This window comes from Kitasatospora sp. NPDC023176 (genome assembly GCF_055560495.1).
The window spans coordinates 37,086-55,404 of sequence record NZ_JBVHIP010000008.1 but is presented as its reverse complement, the minus strand read 5'-3'; the positions used below and the strand labels follow the sequence as shown (position 1 = coordinate 55,404).

The following is an 18,319-nucleotide window of genomic DNA, read 5'->3' as shown; positions in this document are numbered from 1 at the left end:
CCTGCCGCGGGCTCGGTGCGGCCGGAGCGTGGACGGCGGCCCCGGCGGTGGGGCCGATCGCCCCATGAGCGCGGGGAACACCCCCTGAACCGGAAGGTCCGAGCGTGATGACAGTGCGTCAACTATGGTCGTCGCGGCCCGCTCCACCAGGGGCGGGCACCCACAGGACGAACGGGGAACCATGCGCATCGGAATCATCGGCACCGGCACGGTCGGGCGGACCCTGGCCGACAAGCTGGTCTCGCTCGGCCACCAGGTGACCCTGGGCTCCCGCACCAAGGACAACGAGCGGGGGCTGGCCTGGGCCGAGCAGGCCGGCCCCGACGGGAGCGCCGGGACCTTCGCCGAGGCGGCGGCCTTCGGCGAGGTGGTGCTGAACGCCACCGGCGGGACGGTCTCGCTGGCGGCGCTGCGCGCGGCCGGGGCGGAGCACCTCGCCGGGAAGCTGCTGATCGACGTCTCCAACCCGCTGGTGTTCGGCCCCGAGGGCGTCACCCTGGCCCCGGTGAACACCGACAGCGTCGGCGAGCAGATCCAGCGCGAGTTCCCCGAGGCCCGGGTGGTGAAGGCGCTCAACACGCTGAACTGCGAGCTGATGGTCGCACCGGGGAAGCTGGCCGGTGAGCACCACCTGTTCATCGCCGGGAACGACGCCGACGCCAAGGCCGAGACGGTCGCGCTGCTGGGCGAGTTCGGCTGGCCGGCCGAGTGGATCGTCGACCTCGGGGACATCACCGGCGCCCGGGCGACCGAGATGATGATGCCGTTCTGGCTCCGGATGATGGGCCACTTCGGCAGCGCCGAGTTCAACTACTCCTTCCGGCGCCCCGCGTAACGCGACCGGGCCCGCCCCTCCGTCGCCGGGAGGGGCGGGCCCTTCGTGGGCCTCCCGAGCGTGGGGGACAATGGACGGCATGTCCCGACGTCGTTCCGCGCCCCGCCCCGCCGCTCCCCGGCTGCTGCCGTCCTCCCCGTGCCCGTGCGGCCTGCCCGGCAGCTACGGCGACTGCTGCGGCCGGATGCACCGCGGCCAGGCGAAGGCCACCACGGCCGAGTCGCTGATGCGCTCCCGGTTCAGCGCCTTCGCCGCCCAGGACGAGGCCTACCTGCTGCGCACCTGGCACCCGGACACCCGGCCCGCCGAGGTGGACTTCGACCCGGCGCTGCGCTGGACCCGGCTGGAGGTGGTCTCCACCAGCGAGGGCGGCGCCTTCCACGCCGAGGGCACGGTCGCCTTCCGGGCGCACTGGACCGAGGGCGGCGAGCAGGGCGTGCTCAGCGAGCACAGCCGGTTCGTGCGGCACGAGGGCGCCTGGGTGTACCTGGACGCCCTCTCGCTCGGCTGAGGCTCCGCCGGACGGGTGCCGGCTACAGGTAGTCGTCCAGGCGGCCCAGCGAGAAGCCGGCCGCGGTGACGTCGTTGAGCACCTTGCGCAGCAGGTCCGGCATGGTGGCCTTCCAGTCGGAGAGGCCCCGGAAGTGGGTGAGGATGATGTCGCCCGGGTGCAGCTTCCGGTCGTCGTAGCGCCACTCCATGTGGTCCGGGAAGGCCTCCTCGTTCCACAGCGGCACCGCCTGGACACCGCAGGAGGCGGCCGCCCGCAGGGTGTCGTCGTTGTACTCGCCGTACGGGGGCCGGAAGAGCCGGGGGCGGACCCCGATCTGCTGTTCCAGCTGGTCCTGCTGGTTGCAGATCTCCTGGCGCTGGGTCTCGTAGTCGAGGACCTTGAGGTTGCGGTGGTTGATGGTGTGGTTGTTGATCTCCACGCCCTGCTTGTGCAGGTCCCGGAAGTAGCCGTAGTTGTCGCGGACGAGGTAGTCGGAGAGGAAGGCGCTGAACGGGATGCCCAGTTCCTCGGCCATCCGGGAGAACTCCGGGTCCTTCTCGAAGCCGTCGTCGATGGTCAGGAAGACCACCTTGTCCTCGGTCGGCACCCGGAACACCACGGGCGGGCGGCCGTCCTTCAGCTTGACGCCCTGGACCGGGGTGAGCGCGACCCTGGCCGCCGGGCGGGGCGGGGCCTTCAGCGGCGGGTGGTCCAGGCCCCAGCGCTGGGCGGTCTCCAGGGCGGCACGGGCCACGCTCTCCTGGCGGGCCGCGGCCTCGCCGCTGGTCTCCTCCTCCCGCCGGGCCAGCCCGGGGAGCAGCGCCGGTGCGGGCTGGGCGGCCTCCTGCGGTGCGGCGGCCCCGGCGGCTCCGGCGGCCGGGGCGGGCTTGGGCTGGGCGGCGGGACCGGCGCAGCCGGTGACCACGGCGGTGAGGCAGACGGTGGCCAGCAGCCCGGTGCGTAGGCCGCTCCGCTTCTGGCCTCTCCTCAGATCCCCATTATTGCGACAAACTGATGGTCCGTTCATAGCTGCTACTGCTCCCCCACCGGGTGCCCCCGCCAACCCCCCGTCACCCGCCCGGGGCAACGGCACGCCGCCCGCCTTGCCGTTCCTTTGCCGAATCCTCCGCAACCGGTACGAAAACCCTTTGCGGCCACGGCGCCCGGAAATGGATCATGCGCGCATGACCGACCCCTGGACCATCACCACGGCCGACGTGACCGCCCCCGAGGCCACCGAGCTGCTGCGCGAGTACTACTACGACGTGGCCAACCGCTACTACCGCCTCCACCTGGGCCGGGAGGGCACCCCGGAGGAACTGGAGTCCGGCCTCGCCGACTCCCCCAGCGACGACCTGGCCGCCCCCACCGGCCTCTTCCTGCTCGGCCGCCACGAGGGTGCCGCCCAGTCCTGCGCCGGCCTGCGGCGCCACGACGCCACCACCGTCGAGCTCACCCGGGTCTACGTCCGCCCGGGCGTGCGCGGCACCGGCGGCGGCGTCCGACTGCTCGCCGCCGTCGACGAGGCCGCCCGCACCCTGGGCGCCGAGCGGATCGTCCTCGACACCCGTCTCGACCTGGTCGAGGCCCGCGCCCTCTACCTGCGCAACGGCTACCGGGAGATCCCGGCGTACGGCGACACCGGGCCCTACTCCGAGGTCTGGTACGGCAAGGACCTCACCGAGGCTTCCGAGCAAGGGAGTTGAGCGGAATCCTACGGTCCCGTACTACCCCAGGGCCGCGGCCAGGTCGGCGGCCGAGGGCGGGTTGGCGCCGGGCCGGGAGACGGTGAGGGCGGCGGCGGTGACGGCCCGGACCAGGCAGTCGGCGAGGTCGGCCCCGGAGGTACGGGCGTGCAGGAAGGCGGCCATGAAGGAGTCGCCGGCACCGACGGTGTCCGCGACCGCCACCGGGACGGCCGCCGCCCGCTCGCGGCGCCCCTCGGCGGTGAGCGCGAAGGCGCCCTCCGCACCGAGGGTGACGGCGACCACCGCGGGACCGAGGGCCAGCCAGCGCTCGGCGACCGCCTCGGCGGGCTCGCCCGGGTAGAGCCAGTCGAGGTCCTCGTCGCTCGCCTTGACCAGATCACTCAGCGCCACGCAGCGCTCCACCCGGCGGACGGCGGCCGCCCGTTCGCCCATCAGCGCGGGGCGCACGTTCGGGTCGTAGCTGACCTGGGCCCGGTCGCGCCAGCGCTCCACCAGGGCGAGCACCGCGGCGGCACCCGGTTCGGTGACCGCGGCGATCGAGCCGAGGTGGATCGCGGCGGGGGCGGCGGGGAGTTCGGTCGGCGGCAGCGTCCAGCCGATGTCGAAGGTGTACTCGGCCCGCCCCTGCCCGTCCAGCCGCACCACCGCCGAGGGCGTCCGCGCCACCTCCGCGGCCCGGACCACCACGCCGGCCGACTCCAGGTGCGCCCGGATCAGCCGCCCGTTGGCGTCCGGCCCCAGCTCGGTGAGCAGCACCGCCGGGTGGCCCAGCCGGGCCAGCCCGTACGCCAGGTTGGCCGGGCTGCCGCCGGGGTGGACCTGATCGGGGGCGCCGTCCGTGCGGACGATGTCCGCGACGCACTCGCCGATCACCAGGAGGTGCGAAGCGGGGCTGGTCACTCGGCGGCTCCTGGCATCCTGCGGGCGGGAGTTCGAAGGCGGACCCCAGCCTACGGGGTGCGCCCGGGAGCCGTCAGGACACATGAGTACGGCCGCCGGACCTGGCCAGGTTCTCCGACGGCCGTGACCTCGTCCGTCAGGGGACGAAGCACTACGAACACTAGGCCCGTCCCGGGGGCGCCGCCAGCACCGTGGGCCGTCCGGGGGACGTCGCCGTGTCGCCCCCGGGTCGTCCCCGGTTCGGGTTCTTTCCCGGCTGCCGGAGCTGACGGTCCACTAGCATCCGTGCCCGGTGCCTCGCGCACGCACCGCCCGTCGTCCTGCCCGGCTCCCGGTTTCCGGCTCCCGAAGTGGTGATCACCCTGCTCAGGCCCCGTACCGCCCTCGCCCCGGCGCTCCTGCTCAGCGCGGCGCTGCTGTCCGCCAGTGCCCCGCCGGCCACCGCCGTGGACGGGCTGGGGGATCCGGTCTTCCCCTCGCTCGGCAACACCGGGTACCACGCCCTGGCCTACGACCTGTCCTTCGACTACCGGGCCGACACCCGGACCGTGGACGCCACCGCGGTGATCACCACCCGGCTCGACCGGACCCTCGCCCACCTGTCGCTGGACGCGCTCGGGCTGAACCTGCGCGCCGTCCGGGTCGACGGGCGTCCGGCCCGGTTCGCCACCCACGACGAGAAGCTGACCGTCACCCCGGCGCACCCGCTGCGCCGCGGCGCCACCGCCCAGCTGACCGTCGAGTACTCCGCCGACCCGCGCGCCGCCCTGCCGCACACCGGCTGGGTGCCGACCCCGGACGGCTTCGCGGTGGCCGGCCAGCCCGCCAGTGCGCACACCGTCTTCCCCTGCGACGACCACCCCGGTGACAAGGCCCGCTTCACCATCGCGGTCACCGCGCCGGACGCGCTGCGGGGCGTCGCCAACGGGGAGCTGACCCGGACCGAGCCGCTCGGCGACGGCCGCACCACCCGGCGGTACGTCTCCCGCGAGCCGATGGCCACCGAACTCGTCCAGGTGTCCGTCGGCGACTACACCGTCCGCGAGCGCCCCGGCCCGCACGGGCTGCCGCTGCGCGACGTCGTCCCGACCGCGCGGCTCGCCGACCTGACCCCGGCCCTCGACCTCACCGCCGACCAACTGGCCTGGGCCGAAAAGCACTTGGGGCCTTTCCCGTTCGAGTCCTACGGCATCCTGCCGGCCGACACCGACGATCCGGCGGCCTTCGGCTTCACCGGGCTGGAGACCCAGACCCTCACCCTCTACAAGCCGGACTTCCTGCGCCGGCCCGAGCCGGCCATCGGCTCGCACATGATGCACGAGCTGGTGCACTCCTGGTTCGGCGACAGCGTCACCCCCGCCACCTGGGCCGACCTGTGGCTCAACGAGGGCCACGCCGACTTCTACGGCCTCACCTACCGCTACGAGCGCGGCTGGCCCGACGCCTGGGGCGACACCACCCTGGTCGCCCGGATGCGCCGGCTCTACGGCCTCGGCGACCAGTGGCGGCACGACTCCGGCCCGGTCGCCGCCCCCACCGCCGCCACCCTCTTCGACGACCAGCGCTACACCGGCGGCGCCCTGGTGCTGTACGCCCTGCGGGAGGAGGTCGGCCAGGAGACCTTCGACCGGATCGAGCGCACCTTCCTGCGCGAGCACCGGTACGGCAACGCCGGCACCCGGGACTACGTGCGCACCGCCTCCGAGGTGTCGGGCCGGGACCTGAGCGGCTTCCTGGACGACTGGCTGTACGGGCAGCGCACCCCGCCGATGCCGGGGCACCCGGACTGGACGGTGACACCGGCGACCGCCACGCCGCCCGCCGCACCGGCCGCCGGCGCCCGGACCGCCGGTTCCGGCGTACCCGGAGCGCCCGGAGTGCGGGAGGGCTCGGGGACGATCTGACGCGCTTCGCGGGCTCTGATCGGCTTTCGGACGCTCTGCCGCCATTCGCCCGCCGGATCGCGCCGCATTGCGCGTCCGGGCGCCCCCGTGCGCCCCTGGCCGCCCGGGGTCGGGCGGGCCATGGTGGTGCTCACGGCCCGCGTGCCGCCCGGCCTAGCCCCGGCCGGCCCGCGGGCCGTCCAGCTTCTCCCGCCGCAGTGCACGGCCTGCGAGAACATCCGCGCGGAGCTCGTCGGCCGCCGGTACGTCGATCCCAGGAGCGCCGCGACGGTCGAGCTGACGGCCTGCGCGCGGGAGCCCTCGGAGCGGACGCTGTGGCAGGTCCGGCAGGTGCTGGACTCGTTCCGCACGGCGGGCCGCTGAGCCGGTACGTCGTCGCGGTGGCGCCCGTAACCCTTCCGGCGCACGGTCGTTGGACCGGCCATGAAGAAGCGCAGCATGCTCGCCGTCGCCTCGCTCGCCGTCGGCGTGGTGGCCTCCCTGGCCGCTCCCAGTGCCCACGCCAGTGCGATCGGCGGTCAGGAGGGGCTACCCGGTCCGCTGACCGGCGCGCCGGGCGCGGTGCCCGGGCAGGTCGGGGACGCGGGCGGCGTGGTCGGGCAGGCCACCGGGTACGTGACCGGCTCGGCGGACGGCCTGGTGCCGGTCACGCCCGCGTAGCCCCGCGCTTGCCAGGACGCGCTTGCCAGAGCGCGCTTTCCAGCACCTCGCGTTCGGAGCGGGCCCGGGAAGGGGATGGGTGCGGCCGTCGTTCGGCTCCCCCGCCCGGGCCCGGGCTGGTCAGCCGCGGACGAGGAACCAGCCGCCGAGGCCACTGCAGCCGGTGTTGTTGTAGGCACCGAGGTGGAAGCCGGCCGGAACGGGCTGGTACGGGCAGACCACCAGTCCGGGTCGGGCCACCACCTGGAACCAGGAGCCGATACCACCGCAGCCGGGCACCTGGTGGCCGGTGTTGACGTAGCCGGGCGGGATCGGCGAGCCCGCGCAGGTCCAGATGCCGTCCCTGGCGAGCTGCATGAACCAGGCGTCGATGTTGGCGCAGCCCGCACCGTTGCCGAGGTGCTGGGTGAGCACGTACCCGGGCGGGATGGGCGAGGTGCCGCAGGTCCACAGGCCGTCCACGGGCAGCCGCATGTACCAGGAGTCGTAGCCGTCGCAGCCGGTGGGGGTGTGGCCGGAGAGCACGTACCCGGCCGGGATCGGCGAGGTGGCGCAGGTCCAGATGCCGTCGCGCGCGGGCTGCTGGTACCACATGCCGGCGCCGTTGCAGCCGTTGTTGGTGTGGTTGGTCAGGACGTAGCCCGGGGTCACGGGTGCGCCCCGGCAGATCCAGCCGGGCGCGGCGGCGGCGGTTCCGGCGGCGGTTCCGGCGGCGGTTCCGGTGAGGACGGCGGCCAGCAGGGCCACCACTCCCACCGCGGCGGCGAGTCGGCCCCGGAGGGCGGCGAACGACGAACGGTCCAGCAGTCGGTGACGCAGTCTGTTCACTTCACACCAGTCCAATCGACAGGTCTGTCCGGCCCCGCACGAACGGCCGTGCGGGCACCGGGCGTTGGAGCCGGTGTGACCCTAGCAAGAATTGGAACGATCCAATGTGGCTAGCATGACCACATCAAAAGTTGGCCGGAAACACCCGCCCGACGCCGCCGGGGCCCGTCAGCCCCGGCGGTCGGCGCGGTGGGACCGGTCAGGACAGTGGGGCGCCGAGGTCCTGGGTCCACAGGGTGCCCGCCGGACTGGAAGCGACGCCGACGCCGATGTCCTTGAAGCCGCAGTCGAGCATGTTGGACTGGTGGATGCCGCCGTCCATCCAGTGGGCGAGGACGCTCGCCGCCGTGGTCGGGCCCCGGTCGAGGTTCTCGCCCCACTGGGACCAGCGGTAGCCGGCCGCGGTGATCCGGGCGTCGGCGCGGACGCCGTCGGGGTTGACGTGGTCGAAGAAGCCGCGGGCGGCCATGTCGTCGGCGTGCTTCTGGGCCGAGCCGTGCAGCCGGGGGTCGATCCGCAATGGGGCGCAACCCACCTTGGCGCGTTCGGCGTTGACCAGGTCCACCAGCTGCCGTTCCGGGTTCGGCTGCGGGGCGGCGGGGGTCGGCCGGGCCACGGTCGGCGAGGGCGTCGGCGTCGCGGTCGGGGTGTCGGTGGGGGTCGGCGTCGGGGTGGGTGTGGCGATGGCCGACGGGGTCCCGAGGAGGGCCGCCGGGGTGTCCAGTGCGGCGGCCGGGGCGGTGGGCTCGGGGGCCGTCGCGCTCGGCGGCTCGCTGGGGTGCGTCCAGACCAGGGCCAGTGTGGTGACGGCCACCGCCGCGGCCGCGCCGCCCGCCAGGACGGCCTTACGGGCGGCGGTGCCGGCCCAACCGCCGTGCGCACCACCGCCGGTGGCCGCACCCGAGCCCGAGCCCGAGCCCGAGCCGGCACCTGCGCCGGAACCCGTGCCCGCCGCGCCCGTGCCGGCCACGCCCGCGCCGCTGCCGGCGGCGGCCGAGTGCGTGGCGGCGGTGGCGGCCGCCGTGTGCTGGAAGTGCAGCAGCGCGGGCGAGGCCGACGGGATCGGGACCATGGCGAGGCCGGCCAGGAGCCCCTCGGCGGGGAAGAGGTCCCGGCCGAGGCCGTCGCAGTTGACGCAGCCGCGGATGTGCCGGGCGATCCGCTTGCGCCAGACCGAGTTCGGGGTGCCGTCGAACCCGGCGGTGACCTCGGCGAGTTCGGGGCAGCGCGGGTAGGCGCCGAGGGCACGGACGACGACCCGGCCCGCCTCCAGCTGCTTCTTCATCCGCTGGACCCGGACGGCGGTGTGCTGCGCGGTCAGGTCGAGGGCCTCGGCGAGTTCGGCGCGGGTGAGTTCGCCGCCGGCCTCCAGCCACCACAGGGCGAGCAGCTCGCGGTCGTCCGGATCCAGCCAGCGGGTGGCTTCGGCCACCTCGCGCCGCTGGCCGGACAGGCCCAGGCGCAGGATGGTGAGGTCGGTGAAGTCGGCCCGGGGGTCGGGGACCTCCCAGCTCTCGTCCAGGCCCCCGACGGTGGGCTGCTGCTGCCCGGCGGCGTGACGGCGGCGGACCTGGTTCATGGTGATGGCGACCAGCCAGGACCGGAAGGACTCCGGGTCACGGAGCCCGTCCAGGCCGTCGAGGGCGCGGATCATGGTCTCCTGGGCGACGTCGTCCACGTCGGCGTGGCCGCGCAGGGCGCGGCCGGCCACGTTGTAGACGAGCGGCAGCCAGGCGGCGACCAAGGCCTCCTGGGCCTGCCGGTCACCTGCCTGCGCCGCGAGCACCAGGGTCGCCCCGGTCCTGTTCTGCACATCAGCGTTCATGGTCCGCACTCCGTCTTGCCGTGTTTCCGTCCGCCGCTGCCTCCTCGGAGACCCGTGGGGAGTGATCAGATAACAACAATGTGCGCGGAATCGGAAAATCGGACTGGCCTGTGGCCGGGGGTACCGGCCACAGGCGGGGCGCGAAGGCATGGGCGAGAAGGCGTGGGCGAGGAGGTGGGGGCGCGAAGGCGTGGGCGAGGAGGCGAGGCGGGGGCGGGCCCGATCAGGCCGGGGCGGCGAACACCTGGGTCCACCACGGACCGTCGGCACCCGTCCGCACGCCCACCCCGAGCTGCTTGAACGCGCAGTTCAGGATGTTGGCGCGGTGGCCCGGGCTGTTCATCCAGGACTCCATCACCGCCGCCGGGTCCTTCTGCCCCCGGGCGATGTTCTCGCCCCAGGTGCTCCAGCTGTAGCCGACCGCCTCGATCCGGTGGTCGGCGTGGTAGCCCTCCGGGCTGGCGTGGTCGAAGTAGTTGCGGTCGGCCATGTCGTCGCTGTGCGACTGGGCCGCACTGGCCAGCCGGGGCTCGGCGCTGACCGGGCCGCAACCGGCCTTGGCGCGCTCGGCGTTGACCAGGTCCACGACCTGCTGGGCGTACGAGGCGTTCGGTCCGCCGCCCGCCGGTGCCGCGGCGGCCCGCTGGGCGGCGACCGCGGCGCCGGTGGCAGTCGAGCGGGCGGCCGTCGGGCTCGGCTTCGCGGTGGCGGTGGGCCGGACCGTCACGGTCGCCGTCGCGGTGGGCTGGGCCGTCGGGGAGGCGGTGGCGGTCGCGGTGGCGGTCGCGCTCGGGGTGGCCGCCGGGTCCGTCGCCGTCGGGCTGCCCGAGCCGGGCACCGCGCCCACGGGGCCCGCTCCCCCGGCGCCCGGCACCTGGATGCCGTCGTGGGTGCCGAGTTCGGCGGCGATCAGCTGGTCGGCCGCGGTCGACTGCCCGGCCAGGTCGCGGTCGGCCTGCTTGCCGCCGTACGCCGCGTACCCGGCCCCGGCCAGCGCGGCGATCAGCCCCGTCCCGGCCACGGCGGCGACGACCGCGGTCACCGGCACGAAGGCGCCGCGGCGGCGCCCCCGACGGCCACGGCCGGCATGCCGGTCGGCCGCCCGCCGCGCGGCCCGGCCACCCGGGCGGCCGTGACCACTGCTCCCGCTGTCGCTCACCGGGATGACGGTCGTCCTGTCGTCGCTGTTCACGTCGCCACTGCTTTCTGTCCAGGTCGGCTGGTCGGGTGCCGACACCTGGGAGACCCCCTGGCGAAGCGTCGATAACAGAAAGTCCGAACGAATGTCCGGCGACTTGGTCACGCGACCCGATCGCCCGTCCGAGTCCTGCCCGGGCGGGCTCAGTGAGCTGTGCTCTCCGGGGCCATGTCGTACGTGACGAACATCGTCCGGGTGGCGACCTGGTCGTACTTGCCGCGCGCCCGGTGGTTGTCGTCCGCCGTGATCCAGCGCACCGTGCTCCACCCGCGCTCGGCGGCGATCTCCCGCAGCCGGGCCAGCAGCTGGTCCACCGCCCCGCTGCCGCGCACCTCGGGCGCCACGAACAGGTCGTCCAGGAACCCGCCGACCGCGCCGTGCAGCGGCCGGGAGAACGGCCGGAAGTGCGCGAACCCGACCGGCGTCCCGTCGGCGTCCCGGGCCAGCAGCGCCTCCAGCTCGTGCGCCGGGTCGTTCAGCCAGGACCACACCAGCTCGGCCTTCTCCTCCGGCATCGGCACCCGGTAGAACTCGCAGTAGCCGCGGAACAGTTCGCGCCAGCGCGGGTAGTCCCCGGCCTCCGGCACATCGATGCTCCAACGGTTCGCGGTGGCGCTGCTCAACTCGGTCTCCTCGCTCGGTCGGACGGGCCCGCCCAGCATGACGCCCCGTCGGCCGCCCGCCGAACGACACCGCGGCCAACAACCACCCGCCCCACACTCCACTCCGGCGGTGGCTCCTCGGCCCCGGCCCACCCGGGAGGGTGAAGCGCTTTCCCCCGCCGGGGCCCATCGCCTACGGTGGGTCACCCCGATGGCACGGAGCGGAGGTTCCCTGCGGTGGACGAGCCGACGACGCAGTACCAGAGCTACACCTGGGAGGACGAGAACGGGGGCCGGTACATCGTCCTCTACCCGGGCAACGAGGAGGCCGACGAGGAGGGCAAGGCGCGGCTGCGCGCGATGGGCGCCCGGGAGATGGCGGCCCTCCGGGCCGAGGAGGAAGCGGAGCAGCAGGAGACGGAGCGGGAGGAGGCGCAGCAGGACGGGGCGCCACCCCGCGCGGACCGCACCCGGGGCGGCCGGCGGCGCCGGTCCATCACCATCGACATCACCAAGCCCACGCCGCTGCCCGGTCCGCAGCTCGACCCGGAGTGGCTCCGGACCTGGTGCGAGGAGACCGAGACGGCCCTCGCCGGGTTCACCCGCTCCTTCGCCGAGCGGTACGGCTTCCCGCCCGGCGAGAACGCGCTGGCCCCCGCGACGCCCCACAGCCGCCGGGCGGCGGACGCCCTCGCGGAGCTGCTGCCGCTCCCCGCCGACCTGGCCACGCTCCACCAGGCGCTCGCCGGGGCGTCCCTGCCGGACGTCGACAACGGGTACTTCATCCACGCTCCGGAGACGGTCGCGGCGCAGCTGCGCGAGTACGGCGTGCCCGCCGTCGACGGCGAGCGGCTGCCGCTGGTCTTCGGCAGTGACGGCGGGGGCCACCTGTTCGCGACCGGACACACCGGACGGGTCTGGAGGTCGGCCACGGCGTCCGTGGACGGCGACTTCGAGCTCGTCGCCGAGACGCTGGAGGACTTCCTTCGGAGGATCGGCCGGCTGATCGCCGGCCGCTGAACCCGTTCCGGGCGTTCCGGCTCCCGGTGCCTGCTCCTGGTGCCCGGCTCCCGGTGCCCTCGTCCAGGCACCGGGAGCGGCGGGCTCGCAGCCGCTCGGGCTCCCAGCTGCTCGGGCTCAGAGCCGCTCGGGCACCGGGTTGCCGACCGCCTCGATCGCGCGGCGCACCGGGACCTTCACCAGCACGGCGAAGCCGATCACGAAGAAGACCAGCAGCGAGATGATCGCCGAGCGGTAGCTGCCGGTGATCTGGTAGGCGAGGCCGAAGACCAGCGGGCCCATCCAGCTGGTGCCGCGGTCGCTGACCTTGTAGAGGCTGAAGTACTCGGCTTCCTTGCCCGCCGGGATCAGGTGCGAGAACAGCGAGCGGGAGAGCGCCTGGCTGCCGCCCAGCACCAGGCCGATCATGCAGGCCAGGACGTAGAACCAGGCGGGCTGGTGGGCGGGCATGAAGTAGCCGAGGGCCAGGGTGACCACCCAGCCGACCAGCGAGCCCAGGATCGTCCTCTTGGCGCCGAAACGGCGGGCGACCCGGCCCAGCAGCAGCGCGCCGCCGATCGCCACCACCTGGACCATCAGCACGGCGGTGACCAGCGAGGACTGCTCCATGCCGAGCTCCTCGCTGCCGTACAGCGAGGCCTGCGAGACGACGGTCTGGATGCCGTCGTTGTAGCAGAGGAAGGCCGCCAGGTAGAGCAGCGTCAGCGGGTGCTTGCGCATCCCCTTGAGGGTGCGGCCCAGTTCGCGCAGGCTGCCGGCCGTGGGCTGGTCCGGCGCGGCCGCGGCGCGCTCGCGGGCGACACCGGCCCGGGACGGCAGCCGCAGCATCGGGACGATCGTGAACAGCGCCCACCACAGGCCGGCCGAGGCCAGGCAGATCCGCACGGCGGTGCCGGAGGACAGGCCGAGCGCGTCGTGGCCCTGGAACAGCGCCAGGTTGGCGATCAGCAGCAGGCCGCCGCCCGCGTAGCCGTACGCCCAGCCCTTGGAGGAGACCGCGTCCCGCTCGTCGGGGGTGGCCAGGCCCGGGAGGTAGGCGTAGGAGAGCGCCACGGACACCGCGTAGGAGAGGTTGGCGACCACCAGCAGCGCGCCACCGAGCAGGTAGCGGTCGCCGTGGAGGAAGAACATCCCCATCGTGGCGAGCGCGCCGACGTACGCGAAGCCGCACATCAGCTCCTTGTGCCGGCCGGTGCGGTCGGCGACCGTGCCGGTCAGCAGCATCACCGCGACCGAGATCAGCACGGAGAAGGAGACGGTGTACGGGAAGAACGATCCGGCGCGGATCGACAGGCCCAGCGGGTGCACGTCACCGGACGCGTCGGCGGCGTTCTTGGCCACCTCCGTCAGGTACGGCCCGAGGAAGACCGTCAGGACGGTGGCCGAGAAGGCCGCGTTGGCCCAGTCGTTGATGTACCAGCCGAACTGCATCCGGCGCAGGTCCCGGCCGTCGCCGGCGGCTGCCGGGGGCGACGAGACGTCATCCGGCAAGTGGTCCGTGGTGCTCATGGGGCTCCTATATCACCGTGCTGGAGCCGGTGCTGCCGTCCGTCCAGCAGCCGCGCTCGCCGAGGACGTCCCGCAGGACGTCGATGCGATCCGCCATGATGCCATCCGCACCCAGGTCCAGGAGAGCCCTGATCCGTGTGGGATCGTCCACAGTCCAGACGTGGACCTGCAGGCCGAGGCGGTGCGCGGCCCGTACGAAGGCCCGGTCGACCACCGGGATCCCCCGGTGCCGCTCCGGCACCTGGGCGCAGATCCCGGCGAACCTCGCTCCGCGCTTCGGCAGCAGCGGGCCCGCCAGGGAGCGCAGCCGCAGCCGGGCCACCTCGCGCGGGCCCAGCGAGGTGGCCAGCCGGGGGCCGGCCGCGGCGCGCACGGCGGCGAGCCGGCTGTCCGAGAAGCCGCCCACGCAGACCCGGTCCCAGGCGTTCGTCCGGCGGATCGTCTCCACCAGCGGGCCGACGGCGGGCGCCGCCTTCACGTCCACGTTGAACCGGGCCCCGGGGAACGCCCCGAGCAGGTCCTCCAGCAGCGGCACCGGCTCGCTGCCCCCGATCCGGGCCCGCCGTACCTCCGCCCAGGGCAGCTCGGCCACCGCCCCGGCGCGGTCGGTCACCCGGTCCAGCCGGGAATCGTGGAAGGCCACCAGCACGCCGTCGGCGGTGGCGTGCACGTCCGTCTCCAGGTACCGGTAGCCGAGCGCCACGGCAGCCTCGAACGCGGCCAGCGAGTTCTCCGGGTGACCGAGCTCACCGCCCCGGTGCGCGAAGGCCAGCGGCCCCGGGTGGTCGAGGAAGGGGTGCATGTCGTGCTCCGAGCTGCTGGGGAGGAACGCGGGCGCGGCCCGGTCCGACGGACCCTCGGACCGCGCGCGTTACAGTATTACGCACCCTGTCAAGCAGTAACGTCGGCGGCCGTCCGCTCCGTTCCGGCCCCTCGCTGGGGCTGGGCGGACTCACCGGGTCGCGGGGTTCCCGGGCGGCTCCGCCGACCCGTCGGTGCGGCGCAGGTCGTAGAGATAGGACCGGCCGGCCTTCCAGCTGCGCCACGGACCCAGCGGCGGGAACCCGTCCTGGCCCGAACGACCGTGCAGTGGCCAGCCGTTGGCCGTCCCGCCGGCACCGACGGTGCACCAGCCGCGCCCGGGCAGCCAGCGGCACCACACGTCGAGGTCCAGGCGCCGGAAGGCCGGCCGCCCGTTGAACTCGCCGTCCGGGCGGTAGCGGTAGACCAGGCCGTCCACCCGGCGCACGAACTCGATCGACACCGCGCCTCCCCCTCGTCGGATCGACCACCGGACGGGAGAGGCTACTTCAGCGGCCCGCCGGGGCCCGGGGGCGTGTCCAGCGGCCGGCTGCCGGCATCCCCGAAGACCGCGCCGGATCCCCGCCGGCAGGCGCGCGGGCGGGCGGGCGGGACGGTGGGAGGCGGGGCACCGGACCGCAGCGGTGCCGGGCGTGGGGGTGCGGGGGTGGGGGCGGGCGTTGATGCTGGGTGGGTGGAGGTGTGGGCAGATGGGGTTGTGGCGGCTGGCGGAGGCGTCCCGGGAGGTGGCGGCGGAGCCCGGGCGGCGGGCGAAGGTCGGGTTGTTGGCCCGGTGTCTGCGGGAGTTGGGGCCCGAGGAGGGGGCGGCGGCGGTGGTGCTGCTGTCCGGTGAGGCGCAGCGGTTGCGGACCGGGGTCGGATGGGCGGCCCTGCGGGACCTGCCGGCGCCGGCGGCCGCGCCCTCGTTGGGGGTGCGGGAGGTGGAGCGGGAGCTGGAGCGGATCGCCGGGGTGCACGGGGCGGGTGCGCAGGCGGAGCGGCGGCGGTTGCTGGCGGGCCTGTTCGGGCGGGCGACCGAGGTGGAGCAGGGGTTCCTGCGGGCGGTGCTGGTCGGGGACCTGCGGCAGGGGGCCCTGGACGCACTGGTCGGCGACGCGGTGGCGCAGGCGGCCGGGGTGCCGGTGGCGGCGGTGCGGCGGGCGTTGATGTTCCGGGGGTCGGCGCGGGCGGTGGCGGAGGCCGCGCTGGGCGGCGGGGCGGCGGCGCTGGCGGGGTTCCGGCTGGAGGTGGGGCGGGCGGTGCGGCCGATGCTGGCGGCCTCGGCGCCGGACGTGGCCTCGGCGTTGGAGCGCACCGGTGCGGCGGCGGTGGAGTGGAAGCTGGACGGGATCCGGGTGCAGGTGCACCGGGACGGCGGGGAGGTGGCGGTGTTCACCCGCGGTCTGGACGAGATCTCCGCGCGCGTCCCCGAGGTGGTGGAGGCGGCGCTGGCGCTGCCGTTGCGCTCGGCGGTGCTGGACGGCGAGGCCATCGCGCTCGGTCCGCAGGGCCGGCCGCGCCCGTTCCAGGTGACCGCGGCGCGCACCGCGTCCCGGCGGGAGACGGATCGGCTGCGGGCCGAAGTGCCGCTCAGCGTCTACTTCTTCGACCTGCTGCACCGGGACGGCGAGGACCTGGTGGACCGGCCTGGCCGGGAGCGCTGGGCGGCACTGGACGAGGCGGTGCCGACGGGGTCACGGGTGGCCCGTACCGAGACCGGGGACGGGGCGGAGGCCTTGGCGTTCTTCCGCGAGGCGCTGGCGCTGGGCCACGAGGGCGTGCTGGTGAAGGACCCGGCGGCCGGCTACGCGGCCGGGCGGCGCGGGGCGGGCTGGATCAAGGTGAAGCCCCGGCACACCCTGGACCTGGTGGTGCTGGCCGCCGAGTGGGGCAGCGGGCGGCGGCAGGGATTCCTGAGCAATCTGCACCTCGGGGCCCGGGCGGCGGGCGAGCCGGGCCTGGGGCCGTGGGTGATGCTCGGCAAGACCTTCAAGGGGCTGACCGACGAGACGCTCGCCTGGCAGACCGCCGAGCTGCTCGCCCGGGAGGTCGACCGGGACGCCCGGACGGTGCTGGTCCGGCCGGAACTGGTCGTCGAGGTCGCCTTCGACGGCCTCCAGCGCAGCCCCCGCTACCCCGCCGGGCTGGCCCTGCGGTTCGCCCGGGTGGTGCGCTACCGGCCGGACAAGAGTGCCGCCGAGGCCGACACGGTGGCCTCCGTACGGGAGTTGGCCACCGCCGAAGGCCTCTGAGGCTGCCCGCGCGGCCGTGTCCGCCGACCCGTCCGGCGACGTACCGTCGACTGAAACGCGGTGCGCCGCAACGGCGTTCACCCACGGGGCCCGAATCAGCCATTCTCGATCCGGCCACCGTACCCCTCCGTGGACGGACCAGTGACGGCTAGGTTGACCGTGACAACGAGAGGCGGCCGCCGGGCAGCCGGCGGCGCCCTGGCGAAAGGTGCCCGACATGCAGGTGAGCGTCGACCGGGACCGTTGCTGCAGCTCCGGCATGTGCGTGATGAACGCCCCCGCGGTCTTCGACCAGGACGACCGGGACAGCCTGGTGAGGCTCCGTCAGACCTCTTTGCTGCCCGAGCAGTTCGACGACGTCAGACTCGCCGCCGAGCTCTGCCCGGGCCGGGCGATCACCGTCACCGGGGACGAGCCCGCGCAGACCGGGGCCTGACGGACCCCAGCCGCCGGCCCCGCAGGCCGCCGGGCCCCTTCCCGGGCCCCGAAGCCCCACCAGAACACCCGCGACGTGAGGAGAGCCCCGCCGTGACCACCGCGCCCACCGAACCCACCGCCCCCGTCCTCGCACTGCCGGCCCCGCACTCCGGCGGCTGCCCGTTCGGCCCGCCGCCCGCGTACTCCGAGGCCGCCGCCACCGCGCCGATGACCAGGGCCGAGCTGCCCGACGGCGACGCGTGCTGGCTGGTCACCGGCTTCGCCGAGGTCCGCACCGTGCTGTCCGACCGCCGGTTCAGCGCCGACATACGCCACCCGGCCTTCCCGCTGCTGGTCGCCGGCGCTCGCGAGGAGCTGATCACCGACAATCCGCCCTTCCTGCGGCTCGACGACCCCGAGCACGCCCGCCAGCGCCGCATGGTCACCGGGGAATTCCTGGTCAAGCGGGTGGAGGCGCTGCGCCCGGAGATCCAGCGGATCGTGGACGAGGCACTGGACCGGATGACCGCGGGCCGGACCACGGCCGACCTGGTCGCCGACTTCGCGCTGCCGGTGCCCTCGCTGGTGATCTGCCTGCTGCTCGGCGTGCCGTACGAGGACCACGACCGCTTCCAGAGCCTGAGCCGCACGATGCTCAGCCGGGAGAGCACCGTGGAGCAGCTCCGGGAGGCCCAGGAGGAGGTCCAGGACTACCTGCGCAACCTGGCGGCCCGCAAGCGCGCACAGCCGGAGGACGACATCCTCAGCCGGCTCGCGGCGCGGGACGACCTGACCCCGGACGACGTGGCCGGCACGGGCGTGCTGCTGCTGATCGCCGGGCACGAGACGACCGCGAACATGATCTCGCTGTCGACCGCGCTGCTGCTGGAGCAGCCGGAGCAGATCGCCAGGCTGGCCGACCCGGCCGCGCTGCCCGGCGCGGTGGAGGAGCTGCTGCGCCTGCTGACCATCGTGCACACCGGCCTGCCCCGGGTGGCGCTGGAGGACGTGGAGCTGGGCGGGGTGACGGTCCGGGCCGGGGAGGGCGTCATCGCGATGCTCTCCACCGCCAACCGGGACGAGTCGGTCTTCGGCGGCGCCGACCACCGGGCGACGGACGAGCTGGACGTGACCCGGGACGCCCGACGCCACCTCGCCTTCGGCTTCGGCGTCCACCAGTGCCTGGGCCAGCCGCTGGCCCGCGCCGAGCTCCAGATCGCCCTGGAGACGCTCTTCCGCCGGCTGCCGGGGCTGCGGCTGACCGGCGAGCGCGAGTTCCGCACCGAGTCGTTCATCTACGGGATGCGGTCACTGCCCGTGACGTGGTGAGCGGAGCGGTCCGCACTCCGGAAGGGTCGGCGGAGCG

19 protein-coding genes are annotated in these 18,319 nt (G+C 74.6%); 10 read left to right on the top strand and 9 right to left on the bottom strand.

Annotated elements, in window-relative coordinates:
* Positions 1–181 precede the first annotated feature (181 nt).
* Together ACZ3YL_RS14370 and ACZ3YL_RS14365 are read left to right on the top strand one after the other, a co-directional pair.
* On the top strand, positions 182–835 hold the full coding sequence (locus tag ACZ3YL_RS14370; RefSeq protein WP_188304936.1) for an NADPH-dependent F420 reductase: 654 nt from the start codon (positions 182–184) through the stop codon (positions 833–835).
* 79 nt (positions 836–914) lie between these two features.
* Complete coding sequence (locus ACZ3YL_RS14365) at positions 915–1,346, top strand: YchJ family protein (RefSeq protein WP_188304937.1); 432 nt, start codon at positions 915–917, stop codon at positions 1,344–1,346.
* A gap of 22 nt (positions 1,347–1,368) precedes the next feature.
* On the opposite strand, the gene ACZ3YL_RS14360 is transcribed toward ACZ3YL_RS14365, so the two are convergent.
* Positions 1,369–2,253, bottom strand: a complete 885-nt coding sequence (locus ACZ3YL_RS14360; RefSeq protein ID WP_465657400.1) for a polysaccharide deacetylase family protein — start codon at positions 2,251–2,253, stop codon at positions 1,369–1,371.
* Between the two features lie 259 nt (positions 2,254–2,512).
* Between ACZ3YL_RS14360 and ACZ3YL_RS14355 the strand changes: the two genes are divergently transcribed.
* Positions 2,513–3,034 carry a GNAT family N-acetyltransferase gene (locus ACZ3YL_RS14355; RefSeq protein ID WP_188304940.1) on the top strand — a complete coding sequence of 174 codons (522 nt, stop codon included), beginning with the start codon at positions 2,513–2,515 and terminating at the stop codon, positions 3,032–3,034.
* A 21-nt stretch (positions 3,035–3,055) separates the two neighbouring features.
* Here the strand turns inward: ACZ3YL_RS14355 and ACZ3YL_RS14350 are convergent, their stop codons facing one another.
* Complete coding sequence (locus tag ACZ3YL_RS14350) at positions 3,056–3,937, bottom strand: carbohydrate kinase family protein (RefSeq protein WP_317621065.1); 882 nt, start codon at positions 3,935–3,937, stop codon at positions 3,056–3,058.
* 350 nt (positions 3,938–4,287) lie between these two features.
* Between ACZ3YL_RS14350 and ACZ3YL_RS14345 the strand changes: the two genes are divergently transcribed.
* From ACZ3YL_RS14345 to ACZ3YL_RS14335, 3 genes are all read left to right on the top strand, one after another.
* Positions 4,288–5,841, top strand: coding sequence for a M1 family metallopeptidase (locus ACZ3YL_RS14345; protein ID WP_465657397.1), 1,554 nt, complete (start codon positions 4,288–4,290; stop codon positions 5,839–5,841).
* A gap of 120 nt (positions 5,842–5,961) precedes the next feature.
* Positions 5,962–6,204 (top strand): hypothetical protein, encoded by a 243-nt coding sequence (locus ACZ3YL_RS14340; RefSeq protein ID WP_465657395.1) that lies wholly within the window; start codon positions 5,962–5,964, stop codon positions 6,202–6,204.
* A 60-nt stretch (positions 6,205–6,264) separates the two neighbouring features.
* Positions 6,265–6,501 carry a hypothetical protein gene (locus ACZ3YL_RS14335; protein WP_188304943.1) on the top strand — a complete coding sequence of 79 codons (237 nt, stop codon included), beginning with the start codon at positions 6,265–6,267 and terminating at the stop codon, positions 6,499–6,501.
* Between the two features lie 120 nt (positions 6,502–6,621).
* Here ACZ3YL_RS14335 and ACZ3YL_RS14330 read toward each other — a convergent pair whose 3' ends face one another.
* The 4 genes from ACZ3YL_RS14330 to ACZ3YL_RS14315 all read right to left on the bottom strand — a co-directional run bounded on the left by ACZ3YL_RS14330 (position 6,622) and on the right by ACZ3YL_RS14315 (position 10,975).
* A complete protein-coding gene (locus ACZ3YL_RS14330; RefSeq protein ID WP_465657393.1) occupies positions 6,622–7,329 on the bottom strand; it encodes a hypothetical protein in 708 nt (235 codons plus the stop codon).
* A gap of 199 nt (positions 7,330–7,528) precedes the next feature.
* On the bottom strand, positions 7,529–9,154 hold the full coding sequence (locus tag ACZ3YL_RS14325) for a sigma-70 family RNA polymerase sigma factor (protein WP_465657391.1): 1,626 nt from the start codon (positions 9,152–9,154) through the stop codon (positions 7,529–7,531).
* 223 nt (positions 9,155–9,377) lie between these two features.
* On the bottom strand, positions 9,378–10,346 hold the full coding sequence (locus tag ACZ3YL_RS14320; protein ID WP_465657389.1) for a CAP domain-containing protein: 969 nt from the start codon (positions 10,344–10,346) through the stop codon (positions 9,378–9,380).
* A gap of 149 nt (positions 10,347–10,495) precedes the next feature.
* Positions 10,496–10,975: a GNAT family N-acetyltransferase gene (locus tag ACZ3YL_RS14315; protein ID WP_465657388.1), complete on the bottom strand. Its 480-nt coding sequence runs from the start codon at positions 10,973–10,975 to the stop codon at positions 10,496–10,498.
* A gap of 216 nt (positions 10,976–11,191) precedes the next feature.
* Here ACZ3YL_RS14315 and ACZ3YL_RS14310 point away from each other — a divergent pair, with 216 nt between their 5' ends.
* A complete protein-coding gene (locus tag ACZ3YL_RS14310) occupies positions 11,192–11,974 on the top strand; it encodes an SMI1/KNR4 family protein (protein WP_188306306.1) in 783 nt (260 codons plus the stop codon).
* Positions 11,975–12,091: 117 nt separating this feature from the next.
* Here ACZ3YL_RS14310 and ACZ3YL_RS14305 read toward each other — a convergent pair whose 3' ends face one another.
* From ACZ3YL_RS14305 to ACZ3YL_RS14295, 3 genes are all read right to left on the bottom strand, one after another.
* Positions 12,092–13,483 (bottom strand): MFS transporter, encoded by a 1,392-nt coding sequence (locus tag ACZ3YL_RS14305; RefSeq protein ID WP_188306305.1) that lies wholly within the window; start codon positions 13,481–13,483, stop codon positions 12,092–12,094.
* 7 nt (positions 13,484–13,490) lie between these two features.
* On the bottom strand, positions 13,491–14,285 hold the full coding sequence (locus ACZ3YL_RS14300) for a glycerophosphodiester phosphodiesterase (protein WP_465657386.1): 795 nt from the start codon (positions 14,283–14,285) through the stop codon (positions 13,491–13,493).
* Positions 14,286–14,435: 150 nt separating this feature from the next.
* Positions 14,436–14,747 (bottom strand): hypothetical protein, encoded by a 312-nt coding sequence (locus tag ACZ3YL_RS14295; protein ID WP_188306303.1) that lies wholly within the window; start codon positions 14,745–14,747, stop codon positions 14,436–14,438.
* A gap of 247 nt (positions 14,748–14,994) precedes the next feature.
* Here ACZ3YL_RS14295 and ACZ3YL_RS14290 point away from each other — a divergent pair, with 247 nt between their 5' ends.
* The 3 genes from ACZ3YL_RS14290 to ACZ3YL_RS14280 all read left to right on the top strand — a co-directional run bounded on the left by ACZ3YL_RS14290 (position 14,995) and on the right by ACZ3YL_RS14280 (position 18,282).
* Complete coding sequence (locus tag ACZ3YL_RS14290; RefSeq protein ID WP_465657385.1) at positions 14,995–16,536, top strand: ATP-dependent DNA ligase; 1,542 nt, start codon at positions 14,995–14,997, stop codon at positions 16,534–16,536.
* A 217-nt stretch (positions 16,537–16,753) separates the two neighbouring features.
* Entirely contained in the window at positions 16,754–16,972 is a 219-nt protein-coding gene (locus tag ACZ3YL_RS14285; RefSeq protein WP_188306301.1) for a ferredoxin, read from the top strand.
* A gap of 92 nt (positions 16,973–17,064) precedes the next feature.
* The gene (locus tag ACZ3YL_RS14280; protein ID WP_188306300.1) at positions 17,065–18,282 is read left to right on the top strand and encodes a cytochrome P450; all 1,218 of its coding nucleotides are present in this window, start codon (positions 17,065–17,067) and stop codon (positions 18,280–18,282) included.
* Positions 18,283–18,319 lie beyond the last annotated feature (37 nt).